Genomic DNA, 25,834 nt, shown 5'->3' on the forward strand with positions numbered 1-25,834 from the left:
ACCTATTGGGAGGGGTAAATGGATGGGCAGAAAGTTTAGGGGAATATTAGCTGGTGCACTGGGCGTAAGTATGCTTTTTAGTTCTTTAGGGGTAGTAACAGCACAAAATAGCAAGGATTACGAAGGCCATTGGGCTCAAAAAGCTATTAATAGCTGGTTAGACAGCGGCAAGTTGAAGGGTTTTGAGGATGGCTCTGTAAAGCCAAATCAAACCATAACAAGAGCTGAGTTTATGACATTGGTCAACCGTGCGTTTAATTATACGAAGCTAGCTAAGATTAGATACGATGATTTGCCTTCTACTAACTGGGCATATAATGAGATAGCGAGAGCAGTTGAAGCCGGATATATCCAAGGATTTAACAACGAGATGCGTCCGAATGCTCCAATTAACCGCCAGGAAGCAGCAGTCATTATTAGCAGACTGTTGAAACTGGAAGGGGGGAGTGTTGATGAACTGAAGGTGTTTGGCGATGCTGGACAAATTGCTGCATGGAGCAAAGAAAGCGTTGCTTCAGCAGTTAAAGCCGGTGTTCTGAAAGGATATCCTAATGGGACTTTTGCGCCTGGACAGGCATTAACCCGTGCAGAGTCCTTGACACTGATTGATTCCGCTGAGGCTCTTACACATATAGTGTTGCCGACAACTTCTCCAGTTACAACTTCTTTACCTAGTGTTGCGCCAACGGCAACGGCAACTGCAGCATCCGCTGGCGGAGGCAGTGGTGGCGGAGGTGCTGGTGGTGGTCAATCTGAGGCAACTTCTACTCCAACCGCTACACCGACACCCACACCCACTGCTTCACCAACGTCAACCCTTGAACCTACAATGCCTATAAAAGAATTGCCCGCCTTAGATATTCATATTACATCTACTCCAAATGAGTCAGTCACAAATTCCGTTTATCTGAAAGTTGATTTTAGTAAAGTTTTTGGCACAACAGTGAATCTAAATGATCAGATCACTTACTATATTACATCCGAGCCGATTAATGATAGAGATCTTCGTTGGGGCCTTACTAATCTTAATTCATATATAACTATGTCCGGTTTTACAGCTAACATGTTACCCGCAATCACGGTGTCTTCTAGTTATATAGATGGAGGCAGGGATGGGGAAAAGTATGTATCGGTTGTTGTTAGAAACCATAAAGAAGAAATCACAGGGTATTACACCCAAAAGATGAACTTGCAGTTCTCGCAAACTGAGCAAGCCAGTGACATGGTGAAGTTGGAAAGTGGAGTGACCATTACACAAGAAAAATTTATCTATGACGGTTGGATAAATCCAGGGGAATACTATTCTGATATTATTGATGTTACAAATGCTTTTGCACAGTTAAATGGTAATGCGGTTTCTTATACGATTTATCCTAAGTATTACATGGATTTGGATCAGAACCCTACACTTAATGATAGTATTTCTGCCTCGCGTACTTTATACAAAAGCAATCGAATTAGAGTGGTCGAAACTACTTATACTTCCAGCGGGGCAACATCACCTGGATATATTCCTATTGCTTACGAGTCTTATTATAACTATAAAACCTACAACGAAGCAGAATATATGATTGTTTTCTATGACACCAATTTGAAGGCTATTGCTTATTACGAAGGAAAAATTCAATTAAGTGACGAGCTGGCAGTTGAAGCCGCCGAGAAGAGAATTGACGACATTCCTTTCAGTCTGGAGTTGAAGGATGAGGATACTATAAATAGAGCCACCAGAGCCTATGGGATACTTAATGAAGCTCTCCGAGATCGAATTAGTGAGCAGCGCAAAGAAAAGCTTATGAACGCTCAAATAAAGCTTGAAAATTTCAAGAAATCAGGACCTTTACAGAATATCCCTCTTGTCTCTTCTTATATTGGGATTGGATCTGCTAAATTCAACGGTACGTTGGTTAATGCATATTCTATAGAATTCCCGGATTCTTTGAGAAGAGGGATTGGGAGCTTCTCTTTCTACATTACCAAGAATCCAATCACTGAGGTCGATTTAAAGACTCCAAGTATATATGGCAAACATCCTTTTTCAGAGATTAATACAACGGTTCTGCCTATTCGAGATAAGGTGGGCATTTATAACGTAACGTTAGTTTATTACGATACGGCAGGTCAACCTTTACGTTATACGACACGGCTGATGAAATTCTCTAACCAATCTCCTATATGGGACGGCTCAGAGGTCCAGATATCAGAAGGCGTAACTATGGAGCGTCACTATGGGAACGGGGCCCGTGTAGACAGTATTAATGTCCGAGACTATTTACGCGCAAATCCAAAGGCAATTTATTTCACAGTTACACCACGATCGAAACTCGAGGCAGGACAAATTTTCACATTTGAAAATACAGCGAAGCATGTGAATGAAATCTACCAAGCTGGCAGTTCATCTTATGTAATGTTTAATTCTTTGAACCCGGCTTTAAATGGACAGACAGAAGAATATATCGTTATTTTTTATGATAAAGATTATAAGGCAATAAGCTATTACACAGGGGTCCTGAAAGACTAATAAGGGAACAAGGACTCACAGCAATCATAAAGCCCTATCCTCATACATAAGTTGTCACAAGACTACATGTGTAGAAAGTGGGGATAGGCATATGATCTTAGGGTGTTTAATACTCGTGCTTATCATCGTGGCCAGCAGCGAAAAAGCAGAAGCGATAGCCAAATTGAATGACGATAGTTAGCGGGAATTAACATCAATTCCTCTAAGAAATTCGGGGATTTTCAACCACAACTTGGTTCAAGTAATTTCCAGCGGGTTATTGGGTATAATAACTCAAGGCTGTACGATTAGCCCTTAACTAGCTGGAAATACCAAAATCCCTAAGGAGGTCACATGGAGAACGAGGCGCTGCTTCAGGTTGAACAATTAGCACTTAAGAAACAAAAGATCTATCGGCAAAGTATATTGCGCTATATTGCCAGAGCCATGCTGGCCAGTATGTTTATCGGGTTCGGCGTAATTGTAGCATTCAAGACAGGCAACTACTTCTATATGGAGCATTCACCATTTGCGTATCCAATGGCTGCGATTACTTTTGGAGCAGCGATCATCCTAATCTCATACGGGGGAGGGGACTTATTTACCGGAGATACTTTCTACTACACGTACACGGCTTTGAGGCGCAAAATGAAATGGACCGAGGTTGTACGCATGTGGGTCATGAGTTATATAGGTAACATTCTTGGTGCTACTGCATTTGCACTGTTGATTTTTTTAACAGGCCTGTTTTACAGTTCTGATGTAAATGGTTTTTTACTATATGTGGTTGAGCATAAAATGGAGGCTCCGGCAGGTCAGCTTTTTTTCCGTGCTATCCTCTGTAACTGGCTCGTTTGTATGGCTTTTTTCATCCCGATGAATATAAAGGGCGATGGGGCCAAAATGTTCGCAATGGTCTTATTCGTATTCTGTTTTTTCATCTCCGGTTATGAGCATAGTATTGCCAATATGTGCACCTTTGCAATTGCATTAGTCCTTGACCATCCCGGAACGGTTTCGTGGGGCGGTGTGGTACATAATCTTGTGCCCGTTACAATCGGAAATCTAATTGGCGGTGGAGTTCTGATGGGGGTTATGTATTATTATGTGAACAAACCTTTTCTTGACGACACGAAGGATTAAGAAGAAATAATGTGCATCCGCAACTTCGCTCTTTAAAAGAGCGGAGTTTTTTTGTGCTGCAAGAAATTTATTCGCATTGGGATATTTTGATTTTTTAGGGTTCAAAAGGATTAGGGGGAAAGAAGTAGAATACATATTAGTATTACAAAATTGAAGATTCATACAGAATGGGGTAAGGCTTTGGAAAAGACAACAGGGGTACTGACGGATGAGACTATCATTAAGGCTTCCAATCAGCATTGCATGGATCAAGGAATAGACCCTGAGCAGCCTCCTATTTTTCCAAAATGTTATGCTGCAGATGAACTGGGGTCACAACTCCGTGTATATAGTGAAGTGATTGAGGTTATTGATTTTTTTGTGACTAAGTTCCTTTCTTCAGTAAAAGGTAATCCGATCCTTGTTACGATATCGGATGATGCAGGTTATCTATTGGCGTTCAAAGGGGATCCGACAATTATTGATCTCGTTGGGCAGGTTGGCATCAAAGAAGGTGTACAACTAAATAAAGAAGTGGGTACAAATTCAATTGCGTTGTGTCTCGAACACCAGCGGCCTTTTCAGTTGAAGGGACAAGACCATTATCATCAAATTCTTCATCGTTTAGTATGCTGTACGGCTCCTTTTTATAAAGAGGATGGACGAGAAATATTGGGGACGATATCATTTATGGCGGATATAGATGTGGCGCATCCCCACTTATTGCCTTTACTCTGTACCATGGCTGACTCCATCGAACGCGAGATTTTGCTGCGTAGAGGGAATGCTGAGCTTCAGCTTTTAAATCGAATCCTATTGGATACCAATTATTTGGGTGTTATTATAACGGATGAACTCGGAACGATCGTCAATATAAATGAGAACTGCTTAAACATGCTTCATTTGGATGGTGAACATCAAGAATCTGTTATCGGTGCCAGTGTCTTCGAAATTCGAAATGTGGGCTCTTATTTTCAGCATGTCATTCTTCAGCAAGAGGCATGTGCTGGGCTGGAAGTGATTCAAGAGAGCAACGGTTTGTTTGAACATTATATGCTGGATGTGCTTCCGGTTTATGATTCGAATGCATGTTTAGCTCGTGTGATTGGGAGTCTTCGTAATATCACAGAGATGAAAAAAACGGAAGAAGTGCTGCGCAATACAGAGAAGCTAGTGGTTGCTGGACAACTAGCCATGAGTATCGCACATGAGATTCGCAATCCGCTAACTACAGTCAAAGGAATGCTTCAACTGGCCAATAAAGATTCGCAACTGCTACATTATGATCTTATTATGTCAGAAGTAGAAAGAATGAACCTCATTGTGAGTGAGTTCCTCATACTAGGTAAACCGCAGGCCGCACATTATAGGGTAGAACAATGTAGCACGATTCTGCAGGAAGTGCTCAGCATCTTTGCGATTCAAGTGGAGATGAATAATATATCATTGAACACGCAATTCCATTTTGATGCGAATATCTTGTGTGATCGCAATCATATCAAGCAGGTCTTCCTAAACATCCTAAGAAACTCAATGGAAGCCTTGCCCTTTGGCGGAAGCATTACAGTTGCCCTAGATGTGGAGAATGGATTCCAGAAGATTACCTTCACAGACAATGGAGAGGGTATGAACCGGGAAGTACTCGATAAATTAGGCCAGCCTTTTCACACGACCAGAGGTGATGGTAATGGACTGGGAATCATGATTGTTAAAAAGATAGTATCTGCACATAGAGGGCGAGTGGCCATAGCGAGTGAAGTGGGCGTAGGTACGGCCGTTACGATTTATCTGCCAATAAAATAAAGGGCTTGTCATGACTATTTCTTCGTCATGCAAGTAGTAATTCATAATAAAAGACTCTTCCGCCCAAGCAGGCTGGAAGAGTCTTTTGTTTGGAGATAGTCTACCACTTGGATCCGCCTGATGAATTTCGGCCGGACTTCCCTCCGCCGCCCCAAGAAGATCCGCCGGAGGATTTGCCACCGCTGCCGCCTCCACCCCAGGAGGAGCCACCGGAGGAGCGTCCTCCACCGAATCCACCTGATGAAGGTGGGCCAGAGGACATTCGCTTGCGAGCCTGCGCGCGACGTTGCTGTTCTCTCATCATAGCTAATTGAGCTAGTCTTTCTTCTTCTTCCTTCTGACGAACGAGTCGGTTCGCTTCATTCACAAAGGAAGTGATCTGTGAATCATAAGAACGGCCAAGGGACTCCAGTTCCTCAAGATTATAAGGCCGGGATGCCAGGCGGTGATCCAGTGCACTGTATTCCGGCAGTAAGGATAGCTCGAAGTCAATTCTAGAAGATAATCCTCTGCTATGCAGCATTCGCTGGGTCGTTTCCACCCGGCTTTGCCCTTCGGAAAAGAGGCGAGTGACCTTATCCAGTCTTTCATGAAGTGCATTTAGACTTTCTGAGACACCATCGAACTGCCTTGCAGCTTCATCTAGGAGGGATAGCAACTTTTCTAGCGCATTGTGGGCCTTATCATATTCGCCGCGCTCATCACTAGTCCAATTCTCAATCTGCGCCACTTCACTAGCACCTTCCCGAAGGCGTGTGCTCCACTCTGTAAGGATGTTCTCCACAGTTGACACATGCTGTTCTTCAAAATACATACGTGCTTCGGTAATCCGGCTTTGCAGTCCGTCTCGCCGCTGTTTTAATTGGCTCCATTCGGTGCGGAATGTCTCTAAATCTCTGCGGTTGTTTTGCCGAAGGAGTGCTTGTTGTTCTGTCATAGCAACAGCCTCATCCAGGAGAAGGTCAAGAGTGGCGCCAATCTTGCGCACCTCATCCATATCTCCAACACGCAGCGGCGCTTCAAGCGTCAGCGATTCTGCGCGGGCCTGCTCCAGACGGTCAAATGGTTTTACCTTCATGTTGTGGAGTGAATTCAGCTCGATGATGTTTGTGATTTTGGTACGGGCTGCAGCTAATACCGTAGGGAACTGGTTTAGCTTATCATCGTAGAGATCGACATCCTTCAGGTCTTGTTCAATCTTTTCTTGGCGATCTTGTGCATCCTCGGTAATTTCTTGTGCGGCGATAGGGTCAAAAAGCTCCAATTGATCTGCCTTAGAGGTCTCCTCGGCAAGCTCCTTGAGCTCTTCTACAATTTCTTGAAGTGCATAGCCAGTTTCTTTAACCGCACCTTGTAGCTGCTCTTCAAGCTCTGGTGCATCCTCTTTCAGCTCTGTAATTCGCTGTTTAACATTGCGATCAGCTTCACTGATGACAGCAATGTTCTTCTCTTCCTCCTCAAGCGCTGCGCGGAAGGAGTCCTCTGTCTGCTGTAATTGTTCCACGGCTGCCTTAAGGGCAGTCAAACGATAAAAGGGTGGCTGTACACCTTGCCCATCATTTTGCAGTGAAGAGATTTCAACGAGCTTTGCAGAGAGTCGTTTTGAAATGCCTTCTACCAGTACCTCGGTTTTTCCCTGAACGATCCCTTGAAATGGCTTTAATGACTCCAATGCTCGATTCGCCCGTACTAGCAAATCGGATAACTGCTCTTGTTGTACGTTTAGCTGTTTGCGTCGACGTAGACCTGTGATCGCAATAAATAGCACAAGTAGTATTAGTACGATTCCGATTAGAATGGCGGCAATCGTAAACATGGAGCTACTGGAGCGGCTTCCTGTACTGACCGAGTTCCCTGGTTTACCGGAGGTTCCGTTCCCTAAACCGCTATTCGTACTGCCAACTGCGCTACCGCTTCCTGCACTTCCTCCAGCATTTCCGGTACTCTCCCCGATGGAATGAACCGCTTTAATTAAAGCCTTTGTCCCTCCAGAGAAGTCTCCTTCTCTGGCATAAGGGATGAAATAAGTATCAAGCAGCGCTGTAATGGCAGCACTTCCTGATTTTCCTCCCTGATTTTGGGACCAGGCATTTAACGAGGTTTGAAAGCCAGGATTGTTAAAATTAAGTTCAATGGACTGATCGCCAGCGGAGATCAGCAAGAGAATATCGCGAGTGGACAGTCCCCATGAGGCGTAAGTATCCTCGGCGTATTTATCGGCCGGAGTGCCGTTTAAGGAATCTACGGTGAGTACATGCATAGTAACGAGATCTCCAGTGGCAGCAGCAGAAATGGACGTCGCTTCTGCGGAACTAAACATTCCAGCTTTATCGGTTACTAATCCCTGTTGAGCAGGGATTTCGGCGGCGTATGCAACGGGTATCCATAACACGCTGATCAATAAGAATAAAGCTAAATACTTTTTCAAGCTGACACGCTCCAATCTGAAGGACTTTGTATTCAATATATTATGCTGATAATTATACTATATCATTAACCTTCACGTGACGCGGGGATACTCCTATTCTTACATGGCTGCCAATCATACAAGCAAAAAAAGCCGCATTCCCTAAAGGAATGCGGCGAATATTCAGAAAGATTATCTTGTCGGCAGACAAAGAATGTATTGCAATCTGGATTTAATTTCTTTTTGCCATTTTAAATCTCCAACTTTAACGGCAAGATTGAGCAGATCCAGATAATCGTCAACCTGTAGTGTTGTTCGGGTAGAGGTAACGTTCATGGGTGATCAGTCTCCTTTTAACTTAAATATAGTAAAGTGAAATCAATAACTTATTTAATAATGATAATCATTATCAACTTGTATCATTATTGCTATTATCCACATTTTCCATCTAAAAAGCAATATAAAAATGTAGCATCCGTAATTTTATATAATTTACAAAGGGAAGGGTTCATTGATGGGATTTGCGTATATTATGTGACGAGGAAAGAAAAAGCAGGGGTATTGCCATATTTTGTCGAATAACATTTAGGATATTACTGTAAATTCAGTAAAAAGGGGGAATGAGCGATGAAGCAGTACAGACTGTTGCTTCTGATTAGCATTCTATTTATGCTCTTACCTCCTACTGCCATTCACGCCGAAAGAAAGGAGATCGAATATCAAGTAGAGCTGGAATATCCACCTTATAAATATATAAAAGATGGGTACATGACCGGTTTTGATATTGAATTGAGTAATATGATCTTTGAGAAGCAGGATTACGATGTCCACTACAGTACAGGAAAGTGGCCTGATGTATATAATCGGCTCGTTCAGGGAGATATCGAAACAGCGGGTCTAATGGCAGTAACGGAAGGCCGAAAACAAGAGTTGTTATTTTCGGAACCTGTTTTCAAAAGCTATATTTCAATCTACGCAAGGCGAGGGCTTAAGGGTGAGATCGATTTAAATAAGCTTGGAGGTTATAAGATAGGTCTAGGAAACGGGCAGTATTCTGAAACAGTACTGAACGGGAAACTGGGAATTAATGATTACGTAGAATTTGCTACGATTCCTGAAGCCTTGGAGGCTTTAGAAAAAGGGGAGATTGACCTTCTATTTGAGAATCAGGAGGTGGTCGATTATCTGCTCGTTGAACAGGGGAAGACGGACAGTATTATTAAGAAAATGAATGATCTTTATCCCAGGGATGTGGCTTTTGCAATCAATAAGTCTACACCGGAGTTAGTTTCTTATGTTAACGAGAGATTGGTGGAATTACAGCATTCGGGTGCTTTTGAAGAATTGTACCAGAACTATTTCTTCGTTCATTCTGATTATTATAAAGGCATGATCCACAAAAGATGGGTTTACGGAGCAATCCTTCTATTCTGTCTTCTTATGCTGGGTGGAGTCCTGCTTAAAATGAATATTAATCGTTTACGGCGTGCTGTTTATTCAGAGCATCAATTTTTTGAGGATGTTATAGAGCATAGTGGCATGGTAGTTTGGGCGGTGCAGACAGATAAAAAGGTAGTGCGGTTTAACAAGTTCGCTGAGCGGATGACGGGTTTAAGCGAAAAAGAGGTGCTGGGAGTAAATATTGAGGATATCGGTGGTCTAAAAGGTAGTACGGCTGCAATCCGTGATCTTTTGATGCGGGCAATACGGAATGAATATGTTAACAACGTAGAAATTAAGCTCCCAGACCAGTCATCTGAAGCGCGATATTTCTCATTCCGGACAGCCTTATTAAAAGGACTTGATAAGCAAGCAGCCGATATCTTTGTACTAGTAGGTGTGGATATCGATAATCGTAAACAAAATGAGCTGAGGCTACAGCTAAGTTATAGGGAATTGGAAGCTACATACGAAGAGCTCTCAGCGACAGAGGTCGATCTACAGGAACAATTTAATAGGCTTCAAATCAGTGAACGACGTTTCCGGCTCACCACAGAAGGTTCTGGTGCATATATGTGGGAGTTTGATTTGGAGGCGAGACGATTTCATTTATCAGACCGATGGTATGACCTCATAGGTTACACGAAGGATGAAATCAACTCGTTTGAAGAGGGAGCTTTTAGTATTGTTCATCCCGATGACCTAGCTTCAACCCGTAAGCTTAAACATGATCACCTGGAGGGTGTTACACCTATTTTCGAAACGGAGTTCCGCATGATTACCAAAGATAATCAAATCGTGTGGTTTGAAGTTAGGGGTAAGGCTACCGTTAATCCAAAGGATGAAGTTCTGTTATTCATGGGCTCCTTGATTGATATCAGCGAGCGGAAGCAAGCGGAGCTTAATCTGAGCAACAGCTACCAAGAACTTGGGGCGACCTATGAGCAGCTCGCGACTACTCAACAGGAGCTTCTGGTACAATATAATATGCTTCTAGACAATCAGAAACATATGCATCGTCTGGCTTATGTGGATGCGCTCAGTAATTTACCTAACCGTTTATGTCTGCTGGAGACCATGGAGAAGTATCTAAAGCATCCGGGAGGGAAATTTGCACTACTGTTTCTAGATTCAGATAATTTCAAATACATCAACGATACCTTAGGTCATAAATCCGGGGATGTACTCATCCGGAAGGCAAGTGAGAGATTGCAGTCACTGATGCGGGAAGGAGATATGCTCTCACGGCTAGGTGGAGATGAATTTGTTATTTTTATTAAGGATACAGAGGACCGTGAGGCTGTGTTGAATCTGGCAGAGCGTATAATGAGAGCGTTCAGGCAGTCCTTTTTAATAGGAGAGAGTAATTTGTACGTCTCGCTAAGCATCGGAATTTCCTTTTATCCAGAGGATGGGGAGACGGCCGAGCAAATTTTGAGTAATGCGGATGTGGCGATGTACCGTGCTAAAGAGGATGGCAAGGGAACTTATGTAGTCTATGACAAATCGATGCATACAGCGTTTAATGAACGAATGAATATAGAGAAACATTTGCGCAGTGCAATGAACAATAATGAATTTGAACTGAACTATCAGCCCCAGATGGATATCGAATCCGGATTCATCTCAGGCTTTGAAGCTTTAATTCGTTGGAACAGCCCATCGCTTGGTTCTGTATCTCCACTTTCGTTTATAAAAATTGCTGAGGATTCCAGACTGATCATCGATATTGGTGAATGGGTGCTTCGCGAATCTTGCATCTTTATGAAAGGTATTCAAGATCGTACAGGTGTTCCTTATAAAATATCGGTCAATATTTCGATTATTCAGCTATTCCAGAACGATTTTATCGAGATGGTACAGGATAGTCTGGCAGTAAGTGGCTTAAATCCAAGCTGTCTTGAGCTGGAAATCACGGAGTCTATTTTTATGAAATCATTTGAGAGTATTCTGGGTAAGCTGCAGTTTCTTAAATCTAAGGGCATTAGTATCGCCTTGGATGATTTCGGAACGGGTTACTCATCACTTAGCTATTTGCAGCAATTGCCGATTTCAACGCTCAAGATGGATAAAACCTTTATTGATTCACTCTCAGAAAAAGCTAACAGCCAGTCTTTTGTGCAGTCCATTATACAGTTGGGGCATAATATGGGACTGAAAGTTGTAGCAGAGGGTGTAGAAGAGGTTATTCAGATGGATTTGCTCAAGCAATTAGGCTGCGACAAGGTTCAAGGCTACCTGATTAGCAGACCTGTGCCAAAGCAGGCAGTCGAAGAGCTTTTGGAAACACAGAGGCGCTATGGGATTTAGCAGTCAGATTCAAACAGATGAACACAAACAAGCCCGTGAAAAGATCCGTGGGCTTATTTGTTCAAATATAAGAATTTATAAGTTTCACGCTATATATTTTTCCTTATATTTCTCGCATAAACGCTTACCGTCCATTAGGGACGTCGAAGGCGTTTTTGCTTGTGTTCGGTCTTTAGCTGATTACGATTTTGTTCTTCCCAGTATTCTTAGCCTCGTAAAGTGCATCGTCTGCTTTCTGAAATGTAGAGTTTTTGGAATCTGTTCCTATAAAATCGTGCATACCGATACTGACGGTTACGCTTTTACCGTTCATTTCCGCAAAAGGGGTATCGGTGATGGACGTTAGAATATGCTTCATAATCTCATGAGAATGATCAGGGGTTTTAGAAGTCAGAATGACGACAAATTCTTCCCCGCCAAAGCGAGCCGCGAAATCATCAGGACCGACATGCTCGAGGAGGATCGCTGCAACCTTTTGTAATACGATATCTCCAACGGAATGCCCATAGGAATCATTTACTTTTTTGAAGTTGTCGATGTCCATAACGGCTAGCTGCATGGGAAATGGATTACTCTGCTGATGATCGATCAGCCATCCTAAGTATTCATGAAACGTCTTATGATTATAAAGGTCCGTCAGAGGATCGATCTTGGATAGCCGATCCATGATTATATTCTGAATGCGTAATTCCTGTTCTGACTTTACAGAGTTCTCCAGCGATCGCATCAAATCACGCCCACGACCGATGACTGCAAAGCCTGCTAAAGCAGTAGCGGCAAAAATAAGAACAATAATGATAGTTTGGGTGATGGGGACATATCCGTGATTAGATGCCTTGATGAATAAAATGATCGTGTACAGTAGACAAACAGCAGAAGAGGCTATCATATAGCTAGACTTCATATAGATCATGGATACAAGCAGCGGCAGCAGCATAATTAATGACATAACATACAGTTCATCATTGAGATTGATGATCATCAGAAGCGCAAATAAATGGCTCGCTACTGTAATAGCTAGCTCGGACCATAGGGGTTTCCATCTATAGATAAATTCCAGAATAATGATCAAAGTCAATATGATGGAATCAGGAATCAGCGACTGAGTAATAAACTCTCCCATGGTTAGGGTATCCGAATGTTGGCCCCATAGGCATTGAGAAACAAACATATGAATACTTAAATCCACAATCAGGATGATCCAGAATGCATTAAGCAGCACGCGATTCCAATGGGTCTGACGAGGAGTTTGAGATGTAGTATGCATAATGTGTTCCTCTTTTCCAGTGGCAATTTGCTTATATATTCGACAATAATTACGGATTCCCTCTCGACCAATTATCTCCAAATATATTCGTATATTACGGTTACGTTGGTGTAGGTCCTCCAGGGATATGGATTTGCGTGTGGAAAGACTGATCGAAAAGGAATAGTATAGAAAGTATTTCCTTTAATTAACTCTGCTGATATAATGTTAGAATACATAACATCAATCGAGTGGAGTGGGAATAATGATGCAGATTCGTCGAAGCCAGATTTTTGTAGTCGTCCTGTTGCTCCTTGTCAGTGTTTACAGTTTGTTGATAGACATGTTCTGGATTCATAAGCTGGTAATCATCCTGCTTATGGCTTCTCTAGGCTGGGTCTCACTGAATTTGTCCCGCTACGGTTACCGCAAAGAAGCGCTGCTGAAGGAGTCGCAGAATAAAGTTGAGCTGCTTGGCAATGAGATTGTAGTTACTTCGGACCGACTGCATGGTGCACTCGAAGAAATCAGTCGTCATACAGAAGAGCTGCAGCGGACAGCAGATTATTCACATGAATACGAGATGGATTTGCGGATTCGCAGTAACGAAGCTAAAGCTAATATTGAAGGTGCTTATCAGACAATGGGCGGAGTAGCATCTGTTACCGCACATATCGAAGAGTTGACGGAGAGACTGGGGTCAAATATGAAATATGCTCGTCAAGGAATGACAACCATGGTTGATTCCTTGAGCATCGCAGATGCTGTGATGAAGGATTTACAGATGCAGAGCGGGGACATGTTAGCTAAGTTTACTATCTTGAGTAATCATATTGCGATGGTAGAAGAGATCAATACGCTTATTAACGGAATTGTGGATGAGACCTCACTGCTAGCGCTTAATGCTTCTATAGAAGCGGCCCGGGCCGGGGAACAGGGCCGCGGATTTGCGGTGGTGGCCAGCCGGATTCGGCAGCTGGCTGATCAAAGCAAGAGCTCGGTAGACCGTTCCTCTGGCATCTTGCTCGACATTAATAACGGAGTACAGCAGGTGCTGGAATCCGTGACGAAAGAGCAAGCTTCAGTGGAACGTGGGGTGAACGAGGTCGGCACTGTGAAGCTTCGACTCGATGATATCGCGTCGAGAGTCGATGAGGTAGGCAGCGCCGTAACAGAAACCATCGATGCTGCCGCGAAGCAGGGCAAGCTGATTGTTGAAGTGACGACGGAGCTGAGTGGGGCAGTGGCTATCGTGAATGAGACGATTGCCAATGTCGATCTTACGCTGGAACAGGTGACACGGCAGCGGAGCCAGATCGGGCAGCTGAACGAAGTCAGCGCTAATCTGTTAGCGGAGTCGCAATCGTTGCAGCAATCGGTTACCAGCATAGCAGCCCGAGAAGAAATCGAGATGAGCCAATATGCTGCCCGGCTTAAAGAAATGCAGAGTCTCTTGGAGACAATTTCAACTAAGGAAGAACTGTACGACCCAGATACTGAAGTTCATCAAGGTGTTTTGACCTCTTACATTAAAAAAATTCCGGATGTACAAGCCATTTGGTCCAATCGGACGGATGGGACCTTTATCTATTCCGAGCCAGCGGCTGGCCTCTTGAATGCCAAGCGACGTGATTGGTGGAATGGGGCCATAAATGAAGGTGAATATGTCTCGAAGCCTTATGTATCAGCGATTACGAAGCGTTCTTGTGTTACATTATCCAGAGCGATTAAGAATCGTCAGGGAGATGTCGTTGGTGTAGTAGGTATCGATTTGGCGGTGTAATAAAACCAGAAAAGCAAGCCTGCTATATTGGGGGGCTTGCTTTTTGTTATTTTAGGTAGTGCTGATCTGCAACTGTTTCCACGTCTCCTGCCAGTTCTTTTTAATAACGCGTTGTTCATAAATAGGGAGTAAGTTCGGGTTTTCAGTAAAATGTGGGGTAGGTCGTAATACTACATGAATAACATCGGAAATTCCGTGTGGAGCGACTAGGATGATTTTACCTGATGGATCTAGGGAGAGTCCAAGCGCTGTGGCGGTTTCCGGAAACTTGGATATCGCATCAACAGCTGATGTATAAGGTGGAAGTTGATTGACGGTATGCATTCTTGCTTCATTTTTAACAGACCAGGGAACATTGGGGTTTAAATCTCTTAGCTTCGCCTCCCAATCCTTTTCCACTTCCTCTTGAAGATTGCTGTCGTCATAATAAATAACATCAACATCTGGCAAAGGTGTCCGTTCTTCAAAGCCATGAAGGGTGTCCCAAATTTTTGCACGCACAAAGCCAGCGCAAACCCACCAGTCAGGTAACTGCAACGATCTAGCATTTTCTAATATATCCATCATCCAGGGATCATTTTGTACAAGCTGTATGATATCTGCCTCGTGTTCTAATTTTTGCAAACCGCCCACCTCCGTATATGTATGTTTTTATTCTGTTCATATCATACAACAAGAGTTTCAATAGAGGTATTAAAGGATAGGCTGAATGGACAGAGGCATGAACTATCTTTATAATAAGTCGACATCTAGTCCTTTGGAGGCGGAGACCGTGCAATATACGTTTACGATTTTACTGCAATTATTCGAAAGAGCTGCACTACTGCTGATGTGTCTGTTCGTGCTGACTCGTCTGCCGCGGTTTAAAGAGATTTTTCAAAAAGGAACCTACGCCCCGCAGGAGCTTGCCATAGCGACGACGATATTCAGTTTATTTGCCATCTTCGGTACCTATAGTGGCATTAATGTGGAAGGCTCGCTTGTGAATGTGCGAATTATCGCCATCGTGTCTGGTGGGATTTTGTTCGGGCCATGGGTAGGACTCATAACAGGCATCATCTCAGGGGTTCACCGTTTTTTAATTGATATCGGAGGGGTAACCTCTCTTCCTTGTCTGATTACGAGTATTACCGCAGGGATTGTGTCAGGGGTAATATACCGCCGCACTTCTGGTGAACGTCGCTGGATGGCCGGTATTTTGGCCGGGATGGCCTGTGAAGCCCTGACGATGCTGCTCATTCTAGTGATGGCCGAACCGTCGTCGCTGGGTGTGGATATCGTGTCCAAAATTGCTTTTCCGATGATTATGAGCCAGATTAGTGTCGGTCTGATTGTCATGCTAGTGCAGAGTGTGGAAGGTGAAAAGGAACGGATTGCGGCGAAGCAGTCCAAGCTGGCACTGGATATTGCCAATAAGACCTTGCCTTATTTTCGCAATATTAATCCCGAGTCGCTTCGTACCATCTGCCAAATTATCAAAGAAGATATCGGTGCAGATGCTGTAGCTATTTCGGATACAAGACTCATTCTCGCTTACGTTGGTGTTGGAGAAGAGGATTATACTACGACCAATGAAATTATAAGTGAAGAAACTAAAGTGACGTTGTCCAGTGGTGAAATTACGATCCGTAACGACGATAGTGATTATGTGAATCCGGAGATTAAATCGCTGATTATTATTCCATTGAAGGAAAAAGGCGAAGTGACGGGAGCGCTCAAAATCTATTACACCAGAGCCCACAAGATCACTTATTCTCTACAAGCTATGGCTGTAGGTTTGTCGCAAATGATCTCTACACTAATGGAAGTATCGCGGGTTGAGGGCATTAAAGAAATGGCGAACAAAGCGGAGCTAAAGGCGCTGCAGACAAGCATTAACCCACACTTTCTGTTCAATGCGCTGAACGCGATTGCGTCCTCGATTCGGATTAACCCGGATAAGGCGCGCGAGCTGATCGTGAATCTGTCCGGTTATATGAGATACAATCTGGAGCTAACGGATGAATTCATTGATATTAAGCGCGAGCTGCAACAGGTTCAACAATACGTAGAGATTGAAAAAGCGCGCTTCGGAAGCCGGCTTAATGTCCTCTATGATATTGATGAGGTTCAGGTTCGGATTCCGAGTCTGATCATTCAGCCGCTTGTAGAGAATGCGATCATACATGGCATATTGAAGGTACGAGGGACGGGAACCGTAACGATTTCTGTAAAAGATCAAGGCGATAATGTGCGAGTTGGCATTCGGGATACCGGAGCTGGCATCAGCGAAGAAACCATAGAGAAGGTCTATGCTGGCGATATGCCGGAGAATAAGATCGGACTGTTTAATGTACATCAACGGGTCAAGCTCATCTATGGAACTGGTCTTACGATTCAGAGGCTCGATAAAGGGACGAACATTTATTTTGATGTCAAAAAGGAGGGTCTATGAGAGCAATTATCGTGGAGGATGAAGAGCTAGCAAGACAGGAACTGGCTTATTTAATAGAAACTCACAGTGGGATCGACATTGCCGCACAATTTGAAGATGGGCTGGATGCACTCAAATTTTTACAGGTTGAGACGGTAGATGTGATTTTTCTGGACATTAACATACCCTCGATCGACGGAGTACTGCTGGCTCAGAATATTAGCAGATTCTCGGTAAAACCTTATATAGTGTTTATTACTGCGTATAAGGAGCATGCCGCCGAGGCATTTGAGATTGAAGCGTTTGACTATATTCTTAAACCCTACAGTGAGGTTCGTATTAAGGCTATGCTGCACAAGCTAGAGGGGGCGTTCGCTGCTCGCGGAAGACATGGGGAAGAGGAACGTAATCCAGTTAGTGATAAAGTGAATCTGTGGAAAAATGAAAAGATTATCGTAGTGAATGCTGATGATATTTATTACGCCTCCGCACAAGAGAAAAGTACGAGCGTAATAACTAAAGGTGAGGAGTATAGTATGGCGCTCAGCATCAGCGATTTTTATAATCGACTGCCGGAGGATCGTTTTTTTCGCTGCCATCGTTCCTATATCGTTAACCTGTCCAAAATCAAGGAAATCATCCCTTGGTTCAACAATACATACTTGTTGCGCCTGCATGATTTGGAGTTTGAGGTGCCGGTAAGTCGAAGCAAGGTAAAGGAATTCAGGCAGATCATGCGCCTATAAATGCAGTTCATTCTTCATTTTCGTCATCTCATGCCAAATTTCTCTCAACATCCGCTGGTTTAGCTACAATAAAGAGGCAATAGAAGCTCTTGTAGCAGATCACGAGAGGGAAAGAAGGAATAGACCATGACTTCGACGATGGACAACAAAAACGCCAAACGGTGGCTTATCGTATTAGGAACAGTAATTATGCAGATGGGTCTAGGTACCATTTATACATGGAGCTTGTTCAATGCACATCTGGTAACAAAATTCGGATGGGAGCTTAATTCTGTTTCGATTACGTTTTCGATCACGAGCTTTGCACTCGCTTTTGCGACTTTGTTCGCAGGGAAATTGCAGGATCGTTTTGGTCTTCGCCGGTTAACTGCCGCCGCAGGGATTGTGCTTGGTCTAGGATTGATTCTTAGCTCTCAGGCCAATTCGCTTCTAATGTTCTATATATTGGCTGGTGTAATCGTTGGTTTTGCAGACGGAACAGCTTATATCACTTCATTATCTAACTTAATTAAATGGTTTCCGAATAATAAAGGCTTAATCTCCGGTGTGTCCGTGGGTGCTTACGGAACGGGGAGTTTGATTTTTAAATATATCAATGGTAGTTTGATCGACTCGGTGGGTGTGTCTAATACGTTTATGTATTGGGGCATGATTGTTATGGTGATGATTGTAATCGGTTCCTTGCTCGTCAGAGAAGCTCCAGTACAAGCGGCATCACTGGGTGCAACAGCAACTTCGACTATCGCTAAACCAAAAGACTACACGGTAAAAGAAATGCTACGTACGAAAGAAGCTTATCTGTTGTTCATTATTTTCTTTACCGCTTGTATGTGTGGTCTGTATTTGATCGGTATTGTAAAAGACATCGGTGTGCAGCTGGCTGGACTTGATGTACAGACGGCAGCTAATGCCGTAGCGATGATCGCAATTTTTAATACAGCAGGACGTTTGATCTTGGGTGCCTTGTCTGACAAAATGAGCCGTTTGAAGCTGGTAGGCGCTTCGCTTGCAGTAACGGCAGCCGCTATGTTGACCCTAAGCTATGCGACGCTGAATTTCGGACTGTTCTTCACTTGTGTAGCTGCCATTGCATTCTGCTTCGGGGGTAACATTACAGTGTTCCCGGCGATTGTCAGTGACTTCTTTGGTCTTAAGAATCACAGTAAGAACTATGGAATCGTATATCAAGGTTTCGGTATTGGAGCCCTTTCCGGTTCGTTCATCGCTGTCTTCCTGGGCGGGTTTAAACCTACCTTCGTGATCTTTGGTCTCTTGTGTCTTCTGGCCTGTATCATCGCGATTTCGCTAAAACCTCCGGTGGAGAAAGCGAAAGAGAAGAAAGCGCTTCGGCTCAAAGCTACAGAACGGACGGCTTAAAGGTAAAAAGACAATAAATTAAACAAAGACGTACAAACTGACAACAGTTGTACGTCTTTTTTCTAATGGCGGGCAGTAGTCCGTGGAGCATGTGAAACAAAAAAACTAAGGTGATCTGAATTCAGAATGAATTACTCATTGGAGAATATTACAGAAACACGGTCCGTATTGCAGCTACTATTGATTTTTGGCTCATTCTGCTAGGGTTACGGACTGTATAGCTCTTATTAGCCTCTACATGTGTATAATTGGAGTGAATTTGGGAGAATAGTTCGGTTTACATAGGCACTTTTTTCGCTGCCCAAGTGTTATAGAAGATATAAAGGTTAAGGAGGTGCTTACAACGCCACAGGATTCGCTAGACCCAAAGGAGCTGGAAGAGTTCATCATTAGTATTCAAAAGGGCAATATCGAACGGTATGCTTTTATCGTTAGAGCTTTCCAAACGCCAATCTACCACTATTGCTATCGTTTGTTAGAAAACAAGCAGGATGCGGAGGACGCAGTTCAGGATATTTTGGTAAAAGGCTATCAATCTATCCATCAATACAAGTCGCAAATGCATTTCTCGGCATGGCTCTATCGAATCGCGTATCATCATTGCTTAAACCTGCTGCGCAGACGGCGTTTGCAAAAGCGAGTCATGAGTATCTTCAAGCCTGATTTTATGTCTGCAAGTCCTGAACAAGAGCTGGATGATCGGTTGTTTAATCCCTCATTGTCAGCCGCTTTAGCACAGTTGTCGCTGGAAGAGAGGAATATGCTTATTCTGCGGGTGTTCGAGGAAAAAACTTATGCGGAGATAAGCGAAATTCTTGGGGTCAGTCCCAATGCACTGACGAAGAGAATGAATCGGATCAAGCGGAAGGTGCAGGAAGTTATGAAATTGGAGGAGGAGATCAGATGGAACGAACCACAATCAGCGATGAATACCAAAATATAATTTATGCCTCAGCCGGGAATGAACTTCTGGGTGAGATCGATGTAGAAGAGAAGGTTATGGGACATATCCGTGGCATATCAGAGCAAAAGCGATCATTCTCGCTCTCGCTGAAGACGATGAATAAAACAACGACAATTGCCAGTATGTTAGCCTTGTTCCTGATGATCTCAGTGACAGCTTACGCTGCATCGGAATATATACAGATCCGCAATAGTGAAGGCGTAGTAAAGGTTCAGCATGTTGCGCCGAATGAATCTGCAGGAGTAGCCTCCTATGATAAGTATGCACAGAAAGTAGATGCTTTCGCTAAACCGGGAGAATTGATCGCCTATCTTGTGAACAATAATGTAGGTGCAGTAGGCTTGGCAACAGAATTGTCTTTTAAGTATACAGAGCAGCGGATAGGCGAATATTCTGATTTCCTGAAGGAAATCAAACGGACAGGGGCGCCGATGCTTCCTGCATTGGTAGCAGGGTATGCTTTTGAATATGGGGTTATAAACCCTAATCATCCGACTACGGATGCGGAGAAGAACAGTTCTCTATATCAGGAGACGTTACAAGATCTTACTGCCCAAGCAAACAAAGATAAGGGAAGTAGTAATTTATTTATGAAGGCTATACCTTGGTCGGAACCAGGCTGGATCAGTGCAATTTACTCCAAGAATAATGCTTTTATAGGTATCTCTGCCACGATCATGCATGGCGGGAAAGTGTTCGTGGAGCAAGAACCTGAGAATCAAGCGGATAAGATTATGGTGGCAGGCACAGAAGTGATCTATAACAAAGTAGTGAAGGAAGAGGTAAGCTACGATTATCTGAATTGGTATAACGAGAAGCAGGATGCGTATTATACACTAAGCAGCTACGGAGATAAGATTTTGAGTAAGGAGCAATTTCTGCAGGTGGCTGGTGAGCTGCTGAAGTAGATTCTTGTAGTTTTGTAGTTGCATGCGCTAAGCTAGTTGTACTATATACAATTAAAGTTAACTAATACCTTTATATAAGCCCTGTAGTTGTATTTAATACAGCTATTACTGGTTAGATTAGTGGAAATAAACGTTTTTACGGATTTTAGTTGTAGAGAATGCAATTAAGGAAGAGGATATGGGAGAGTTGATTCAGATATAAAAGAAGGTATCCCTAATGCGAAGCTTTAGGGATACCTTCTTTATATTCTTAAGTCGGAAGATCGATCAGGGTTAGCCTTCCAGCAGCAGTGCTTCTGGATCTTCCAGCAATTCCTTCACTTTGACGAGGAAGCTAACCGCTTCAGAGCCGTCAACGATCCGGTGATCGTAGGAAAGGGCGATATACATCATTGGACGGTTAACGGTTCTTTCTTCGTCCAGCGCAATTGGACGCAATTGAATCTTATGCATCCCTAGAATACCTACTTGAGGGGTATTCAGAATCGGGGTGGATAATAGTGAACCGAATACACCACCGTTGGTGATAGTGAACGTACCGCCTTGAAGCTCGGAGAGACTAAGTGTATTAGCGCGTGCCTTGGAAGCGAGTTCGCCAATCTGACGTTCGATTTCCGGGAAACTAAGGCGATCTGCGTCACGGACAACCGGAACCACCAGACCTTCCTTAGCTGCAACGGCAATACCGATATCGTAGAATTTCTTAACGATCAGATCTTCACCGTCAATCTCTGCATTCAGCAGTGGGTAGGTCTTCAACGCACCGATCACGGCTTTGGTGAAGAAGGACATGAAGCCTAGTCCTACCTCATGCTTCTCTTTAAAAGCATCCTTGCGGCGCTTGCGGATGTCGAGGATCGCTGTCATGTCCACCTCGTTGAAGGTGGTCAGCATGGCTGCGGTCTGCTGCGCTTCTACCAAGCGGCTGGCAATCGTGAGCCGTCTGCGCGACATGCGCTTGCGCTCCACGTTCTTGCCATCCTCCGGCGCGGCTTTGCTCGCTGCCGGCTTCGCTGGCTCCGGCTTGGCTTGTGCCGCCGGAGCTGCCGGTGCAGCGGCCTGTGACGCTGCTGCACCATGACCCGACACATCGGCCTGACCAATCCGGCCGATAGGATCACGGGCGCTAACATCGCCGAGGTCGATGCCGCGCTCCCGTGCCAGCTTGCGTGCGCCCGGCGATGCCAGTGCAGCGGGGCTTTCGCCACCCGCTACAGCGACTTCGGGCGCTGCTACAGGTGCGGCTGCTGCGCTGCCGCTTGCCGGTGCCGCTTCAGGCGCTTTGCTCTCAGCGGCCTGCGGCGTACTGCCGCTAGCGGCTCCAATGATGCCGATGGCTTCGCCAACGGCTACGTTCTCGCCCGCTTGACGTAGGATGGAGGAGATGACACCCTCCACCTCCGCACTAATTTCCAAATTCACTTTATCCGTCTCTAACTCAGCAAGCACATCACCTTGACCTACCGTGTCGCCTTCTTTAACCAGCCATTTGTAGATGGTTCCTTCGGATATAGATTCTCCCAGATCGGGTACTAAGATTTCTGACACAGGCCGTTACCTCCCCAAACATAATGGTTTACGCTATTGTGATACCGTCCTCTTAAGAGGACGGTACAGCTGTTTGTACTTGTGAATTTGCTTTTAGGGCCTCTGAAACAATTCTACGCTGTTCAAAGCTATGAACATCTGCATAACCACTCGCAGGACTGGAACGTTCAGGACGTCCGATATATCTCACGCTAGTGTTTTGCGGTGCGATGTCCCGTAACCGAGGTTCGGTATAACTCCATCCGCCCATATTCTTCGGCTCTTCTTGCACCCAGACAATTTCCTGAAGGGATGTGAAGGAGCTTAAGTGAGCACTCAGTTCATGTTCTGGGAACGGATAGAGTTGCTCTAAGCGCAGTACATGTAGCCATGACCAATCTTTGTCTGAAGCAGCTTCTAGCTCTGTTTGGATGTCGATAGCTACTTTACCGCTGCAGACTACTAGACGTTTGACCTCACCTGGCTTCTGGCCTAGCAGAGGCTCAGCTAACACAGGCTGGAATTGTCCGGAAGCGAGCTCAGTTCCGGCAGATGTGCTGCGCGGATTACGAATGAGACTCTTCGGCGTCATAATCACCAGTGGTTTAGCGTCTTCCTGTCCACATAAAGCAGCTTGGCGCCGCAAGACATGGAAATATTGAGAAGCAGTGGTCAAGTTAGCAACGGTCCAGTTCTCTTCCGCGGATAACTGTAGGAAGCGTTCCAATCTACCACTGGAATGCTCGGGTCCCTGTCCCTCGTAGCCATGCGGTAACATGACGACGAGATTGCTGCGCTGCGTCCATTTCGCACGTCCAGCGGCAATGAACTGATCAAATATAACCTGACCTGCATTGGCGAAGTCGCCATATTGTGCTTCCCAGATGACGAAGGTTTCTGGTGCGAACACATTATAACCATACTCAAAGCCTAGCACAGAAGCTTCAGATAGCGGACTGTTATATACGCCAAAGGAAGCGCGAGAATTACTAAGCTGATGAAGCGGAGAGAATAATTCTCCTGTCTTGCTGTCGTGCAGCACCAGATGGCGGTGTGCGAAGGTGCCACGCTGTGCATCCTGACCGCTAAGTCGAATTGGCGTTCCATCCTTCAGGATGGTTGCGAAGGCGAGGGACTCAGCGAGTGCCCAGTCGACCTTTTCACCCTCATTCAGTGCGTCCTTGCGACGCTGCAGAATTCGCTCCAGTTTCGGATAGACTTGGAATCCATCAGGTACGCTCAGTAGCTCACGATTAATCTCTTGCAGACTGGAGATCGGTACGGCTGTAGTGCCTGCCGCTGAGCGATCTGTATGAAGAGGAATGAAGGCCTTTGGTTCTTTTTTCTTGTGATTGCCTTCCTTCATACTATCGTACGCACGTTGCAATACGCCTTCTGTTTCAACGTGCATCTTTTGTACATCTTCAGCTGTAAGAATTTTTTCACGCTGTAGCCGCTCCGCATACACCTTGTAAACGGTTGGATGATTGCGTACCTTACCGTACACGATAGGTTGTGTAGTTTCAGGATCATCCATTTCGTTATGTCCATGACGACGATAGCCGATGAGATCAATAACGAAATCCTTTTTGAATTGATTGCGATATGCACTAGCTAAACGAACTGCTGATATACAGGCCTCAGGATCATCAGCATTGACATGGATAATTGGAATTTCATATCCTTTGGCGATGTCACTCGCATAATGCGTTGAACGGGAGTCTTCGCTTTCTGTCGTAAAGCCGATCCGGTTATTAACAATGATATGGATCGTCCCGCCATTCTGATAACCTTGAAGTTTGCCAATATTAAGTGTTTCTGCAACAATCCCTTCACCTGGAAAAGCAGCATCGCCATGCATCAGTACCGCCATAGCTTTACTGGTATCAATCTTCGGCAATCCGGCTGTGCTCCGATCTTCTTGAGCAGCACGAGTGAAGCCTTCCACGACAGGATTGACGAATTCCAAGTGACTTGGATTATTCGCTAGTGTTATTCTTGTGCGTACGGTTTCTCCTTCACGGACAGCGCGGTCTGCACCCAGATGGTATTTCACATCACCCGTCCAGCCATAGTTAATGCCTGTAGAGCCTTCGGAAGGGAAAAGCTCCTTGTTCGGAGAATGATGAAACTCTGAAAATATAATGTCATAAGGTTTGCCCAAAATATGTGCAAGAACGTTGAGGCGACCACGATGCGCCATGCCCATCAGAATATGCTCTGCGCCGTCATGCGCAGCAGCGCGTACGATTTCATCCAGCATCGGTACGAGAGCGTCATTGCCTTCCAAGCTGAACCGCTTCTGACCCACAAAGGTTTTGTGGAGGAAGGTTTCGAATTGCTCTACTTGGATCAGGCGGTTTAGCAGCTCTTTACGTTCTGCATTATTTAAAGGCGCTGGTGAGCTTGTGGATTCTGCCTGTCTGTTCAACCATTTCAGTTCTTGTTCTTCATGCACATGCCCGAATTCATAGGCGATTGTCTTGGTGTAAGCCTGACGCATACGCTGAACTGCATCCCATCCGGTATGCACATCATTCGGCGCATTCTCCCAAATGAGCGTGGCAGGTAGTGCGAGCAGATCCTCACGAGTCAGCTCATAGGTTTCGAGTTCAAGATATTTAGCCATGGGATTGTGATCGCGCTCAAGCGGATCAATATCAGCGGCCATATGGCCATATATACGAATATTAGCGATTAGCTTGGAAGCTCTTACTGCCTTTCTAAGCCATTCGGTGTCTCCCGAAATGCGAGGCTGTGGAGCCGGTTCGCTATCCGGTGTTAGGGGTGGGGGACCCGAATTTGTAAAAAGCTCGCGATAATTATTCTCTACGGTGGAAGGATCTTTCACAAACTGTTCATATCTTTCTTGAATGTAGCCTAAATTGGGTCCGTAATACTTACTCCAAATGGATTCGTTATAGGGCTCTTTGGCTGCCATGAATACATCCTCCTTAACGGATGAACTCCATACGTGACATTTTGTGTCAACGCTTACTGGAGCTGTGATGATTGCGGTTTCATTTCTCATCTTATTGTGCTACTTTCCACACGTGTAATCAATTCATTCTTTCGTCCAATACGTTCGCAAAATGGTATGGGTTAGCTTGTTCTAATGAAAAGAACGCTGTTTCTTCTCATTACCCATTCCTAAGGCCCACTAAAATGATTCTAATATCCTTATTTTTAACTAATAGGGAAGGAAGTATCATTCTATCGGCTTAATTAATTTTATGAATAGGACGAGTATCGTGTTAAAAGGACAAGATATCGCACAAAAGAGCTTCTATT

Annotated in this window: 16 protein-coding genes; 10 read left to right on the forward strand and 6 right to left on the reverse strand. The window is 44.5% G+C overall.

Going from position 1 to position 25,834, the window contains the following annotated elements:
* Positions 1 to 22: 22 nt before the first annotated feature.
* The 3 genes from MHI27_RS01795 (at position 23) to MHI27_RS01805 (ending at position 5,422) form a co-directional block, all read left to right on the forward strand.
* Complete coding sequence (locus tag MHI27_RS01795) at positions 23 to 2,518, forward strand: S-layer homology domain-containing protein (protein WP_405175450.1); 2,496 nt, start codon at positions 23 to 25, stop codon at positions 2,516 to 2,518.
* A 333-nt stretch (positions 2,519 to 2,851) separates the two neighbouring features.
* The gene (locus tag MHI27_RS01800) at positions 2,852 to 3,640 is read left to right on the forward strand and encodes a formate/nitrite transporter family protein (protein WP_405175451.1); all 789 of its coding nucleotides are present in this window, start codon (positions 2,852 to 2,854) and stop codon (positions 3,638 to 3,640) included.
* A 180-nt stretch (positions 3,641 to 3,820) separates the two neighbouring features.
* Positions 3,821 to 5,422: an ATP-binding protein gene (locus MHI27_RS01805; RefSeq protein WP_076285217.1), complete on the forward strand. Its 1,602-nt coding sequence runs from the start codon at positions 3,821 to 3,823 to the stop codon at positions 5,420 to 5,422.
* Positions 5,423 to 5,522: 100 nt separating this feature from the next.
* Here MHI27_RS01805 and MHI27_RS01810 read toward each other — a convergent pair whose 3' ends face one another.
* Both MHI27_RS01810 and MHI27_RS01815 read right to left on the reverse strand, forming a co-directional pair.
* Positions 5,523 to 7,850: a septation ring formation regulator EzrA gene (locus MHI27_RS01810; protein WP_405175452.1), complete on the reverse strand. Its 2,328-nt coding sequence runs from the start codon at positions 7,848 to 7,850 to the stop codon at positions 5,523 to 5,525.
* A gap of 171 nt (positions 7,851 to 8,021) precedes the next feature.
* A complete protein-coding gene (locus MHI27_RS01815; protein ID WP_167348483.1) occupies positions 8,022 to 8,165 on the reverse strand; it encodes a hypothetical protein in 144 nt (47 codons plus the stop codon).
* Positions 8,166 to 8,456: 291 nt separating this feature from the next.
* Between MHI27_RS01815 and MHI27_RS01820 the strand changes: the two genes are divergently transcribed.
* Positions 8,457 to 11,579, forward strand: coding sequence for an EAL domain-containing protein (locus MHI27_RS01820; protein ID WP_405175453.1), 3,123 nt, complete (start codon positions 8,457 to 8,459; stop codon positions 11,577 to 11,579).
* Between the two features lie 172 nt (positions 11,580 to 11,751).
* Here MHI27_RS01820 and MHI27_RS01825 read toward each other — a convergent pair whose 3' ends face one another.
* Positions 11,752 to 12,846: a GGDEF domain-containing protein gene (locus MHI27_RS01825; protein ID WP_405175454.1), complete on the reverse strand. Its 1,095-nt coding sequence runs from the start codon at positions 12,844 to 12,846 to the stop codon at positions 11,752 to 11,754.
* A gap of 244 nt (positions 12,847 to 13,090) precedes the next feature.
* On the opposite strand from MHI27_RS01825, the gene MHI27_RS01830 reads away from it, so the two are divergent.
* The gene (locus tag MHI27_RS01830) at positions 13,091 to 14,608 is read left to right on the forward strand and encodes a methyl-accepting chemotaxis protein (RefSeq protein ID WP_405175455.1); all 1,518 of its coding nucleotides are present in this window, start codon (positions 13,091 to 13,093) and stop codon (positions 14,606 to 14,608) included.
* A gap of 51 nt (positions 14,609 to 14,659) precedes the next feature.
* On the opposite strand, the gene MHI27_RS01835 is transcribed toward MHI27_RS01830, so the two are convergent.
* Entirely contained in the window at positions 14,660 to 15,175 is a 516-nt protein-coding gene (locus MHI27_RS01835) for a nucleotidyltransferase family protein (protein WP_405176685.1), read from the reverse strand.
* A 262-nt stretch (positions 15,176 to 15,437) separates the two neighbouring features.
* On the opposite strand from MHI27_RS01835, the gene MHI27_RS01840 reads away from it, so the two are divergent.
* The 5 genes from MHI27_RS01840 to MHI27_RS01860 all read left to right on the forward strand — a co-directional run bounded on the left by MHI27_RS01840 (position 15,438) and on the right by MHI27_RS01860 (position 21,016).
* Positions 15,438 to 17,042 carry a sensor histidine kinase gene (locus MHI27_RS01840; RefSeq protein ID WP_269321837.1) on the forward strand — a complete coding sequence of 535 codons (1,605 nt, stop codon included), beginning with the start codon at positions 15,438 to 15,440 and terminating at the stop codon, positions 17,040 to 17,042.
* Positions 17,039 to 17,767 carry a LytTR family DNA-binding domain-containing protein gene (locus MHI27_RS01845; RefSeq protein ID WP_234532744.1) on the forward strand — a complete coding sequence of 243 codons (729 nt, stop codon included), beginning with the start codon at positions 17,039 to 17,041 and terminating at the stop codon, positions 17,765 to 17,767. Before MHI27_RS01840 ends, MHI27_RS01845 begins: the two co-directional genes overlap by 4 nt.
* A gap of 126 nt (positions 17,768 to 17,893) precedes the next feature.
* The gene (locus MHI27_RS01850) at positions 17,894 to 19,144 is read left to right on the forward strand and encodes an OFA family MFS transporter (protein WP_340973829.1); all 1,251 of its coding nucleotides are present in this window, start codon (positions 17,894 to 17,896) and stop codon (positions 19,142 to 19,144) included.
* A gap of 334 nt (positions 19,145 to 19,478) precedes the next feature.
* Positions 19,479 to 20,087, forward strand: coding sequence for an RNA polymerase sigma factor (locus MHI27_RS01855; protein ID WP_405175456.1), 609 nt, complete (start codon positions 19,479 to 19,481; stop codon positions 20,085 to 20,087).
* Positions 20,048 to 21,016, forward strand: a complete 969-nt coding sequence (locus MHI27_RS01860; protein WP_405175457.1) for a hypothetical protein — start codon at positions 20,048 to 20,050, stop codon at positions 21,014 to 21,016. Before MHI27_RS01855 ends, MHI27_RS01860 begins: the two co-directional genes overlap by 40 nt.
* Before the next feature lie 273 nt (positions 21,017 to 21,289).
* Here the strand turns inward: MHI27_RS01860 and odhB are convergent, their stop codons facing one another.
* Positions 21,290 to 22,564, reverse strand: coding sequence for a 2-oxoglutarate dehydrogenase complex dihydrolipoyllysine-residue succinyltransferase (odhB, locus tag MHI27_RS01865; RefSeq protein WP_405175458.1), 1,275 nt, complete (start codon positions 22,562 to 22,564; stop codon positions 21,290 to 21,292).
* A 52-nt stretch (positions 22,565 to 22,616) separates the two neighbouring features.
* On the reverse strand, positions 22,617 to 25,484 hold the full coding sequence (locus MHI27_RS01870; RefSeq protein WP_405175459.1) for a 2-oxoglutarate dehydrogenase E1 component: 2,868 nt from the start codon (positions 25,482 to 25,484) through the stop codon (positions 22,617 to 22,619).
* Positions 25,485 to 25,834 lie beyond the last annotated feature (350 nt).

Source organism: Paenibacillus sp. FSL H8-0261 (genome assembly GCF_045040645.1).
Lineage (GTDB): Bacteria > Bacillota > Bacilli > Paenibacillales > Paenibacillaceae > Paenibacillus_AQ.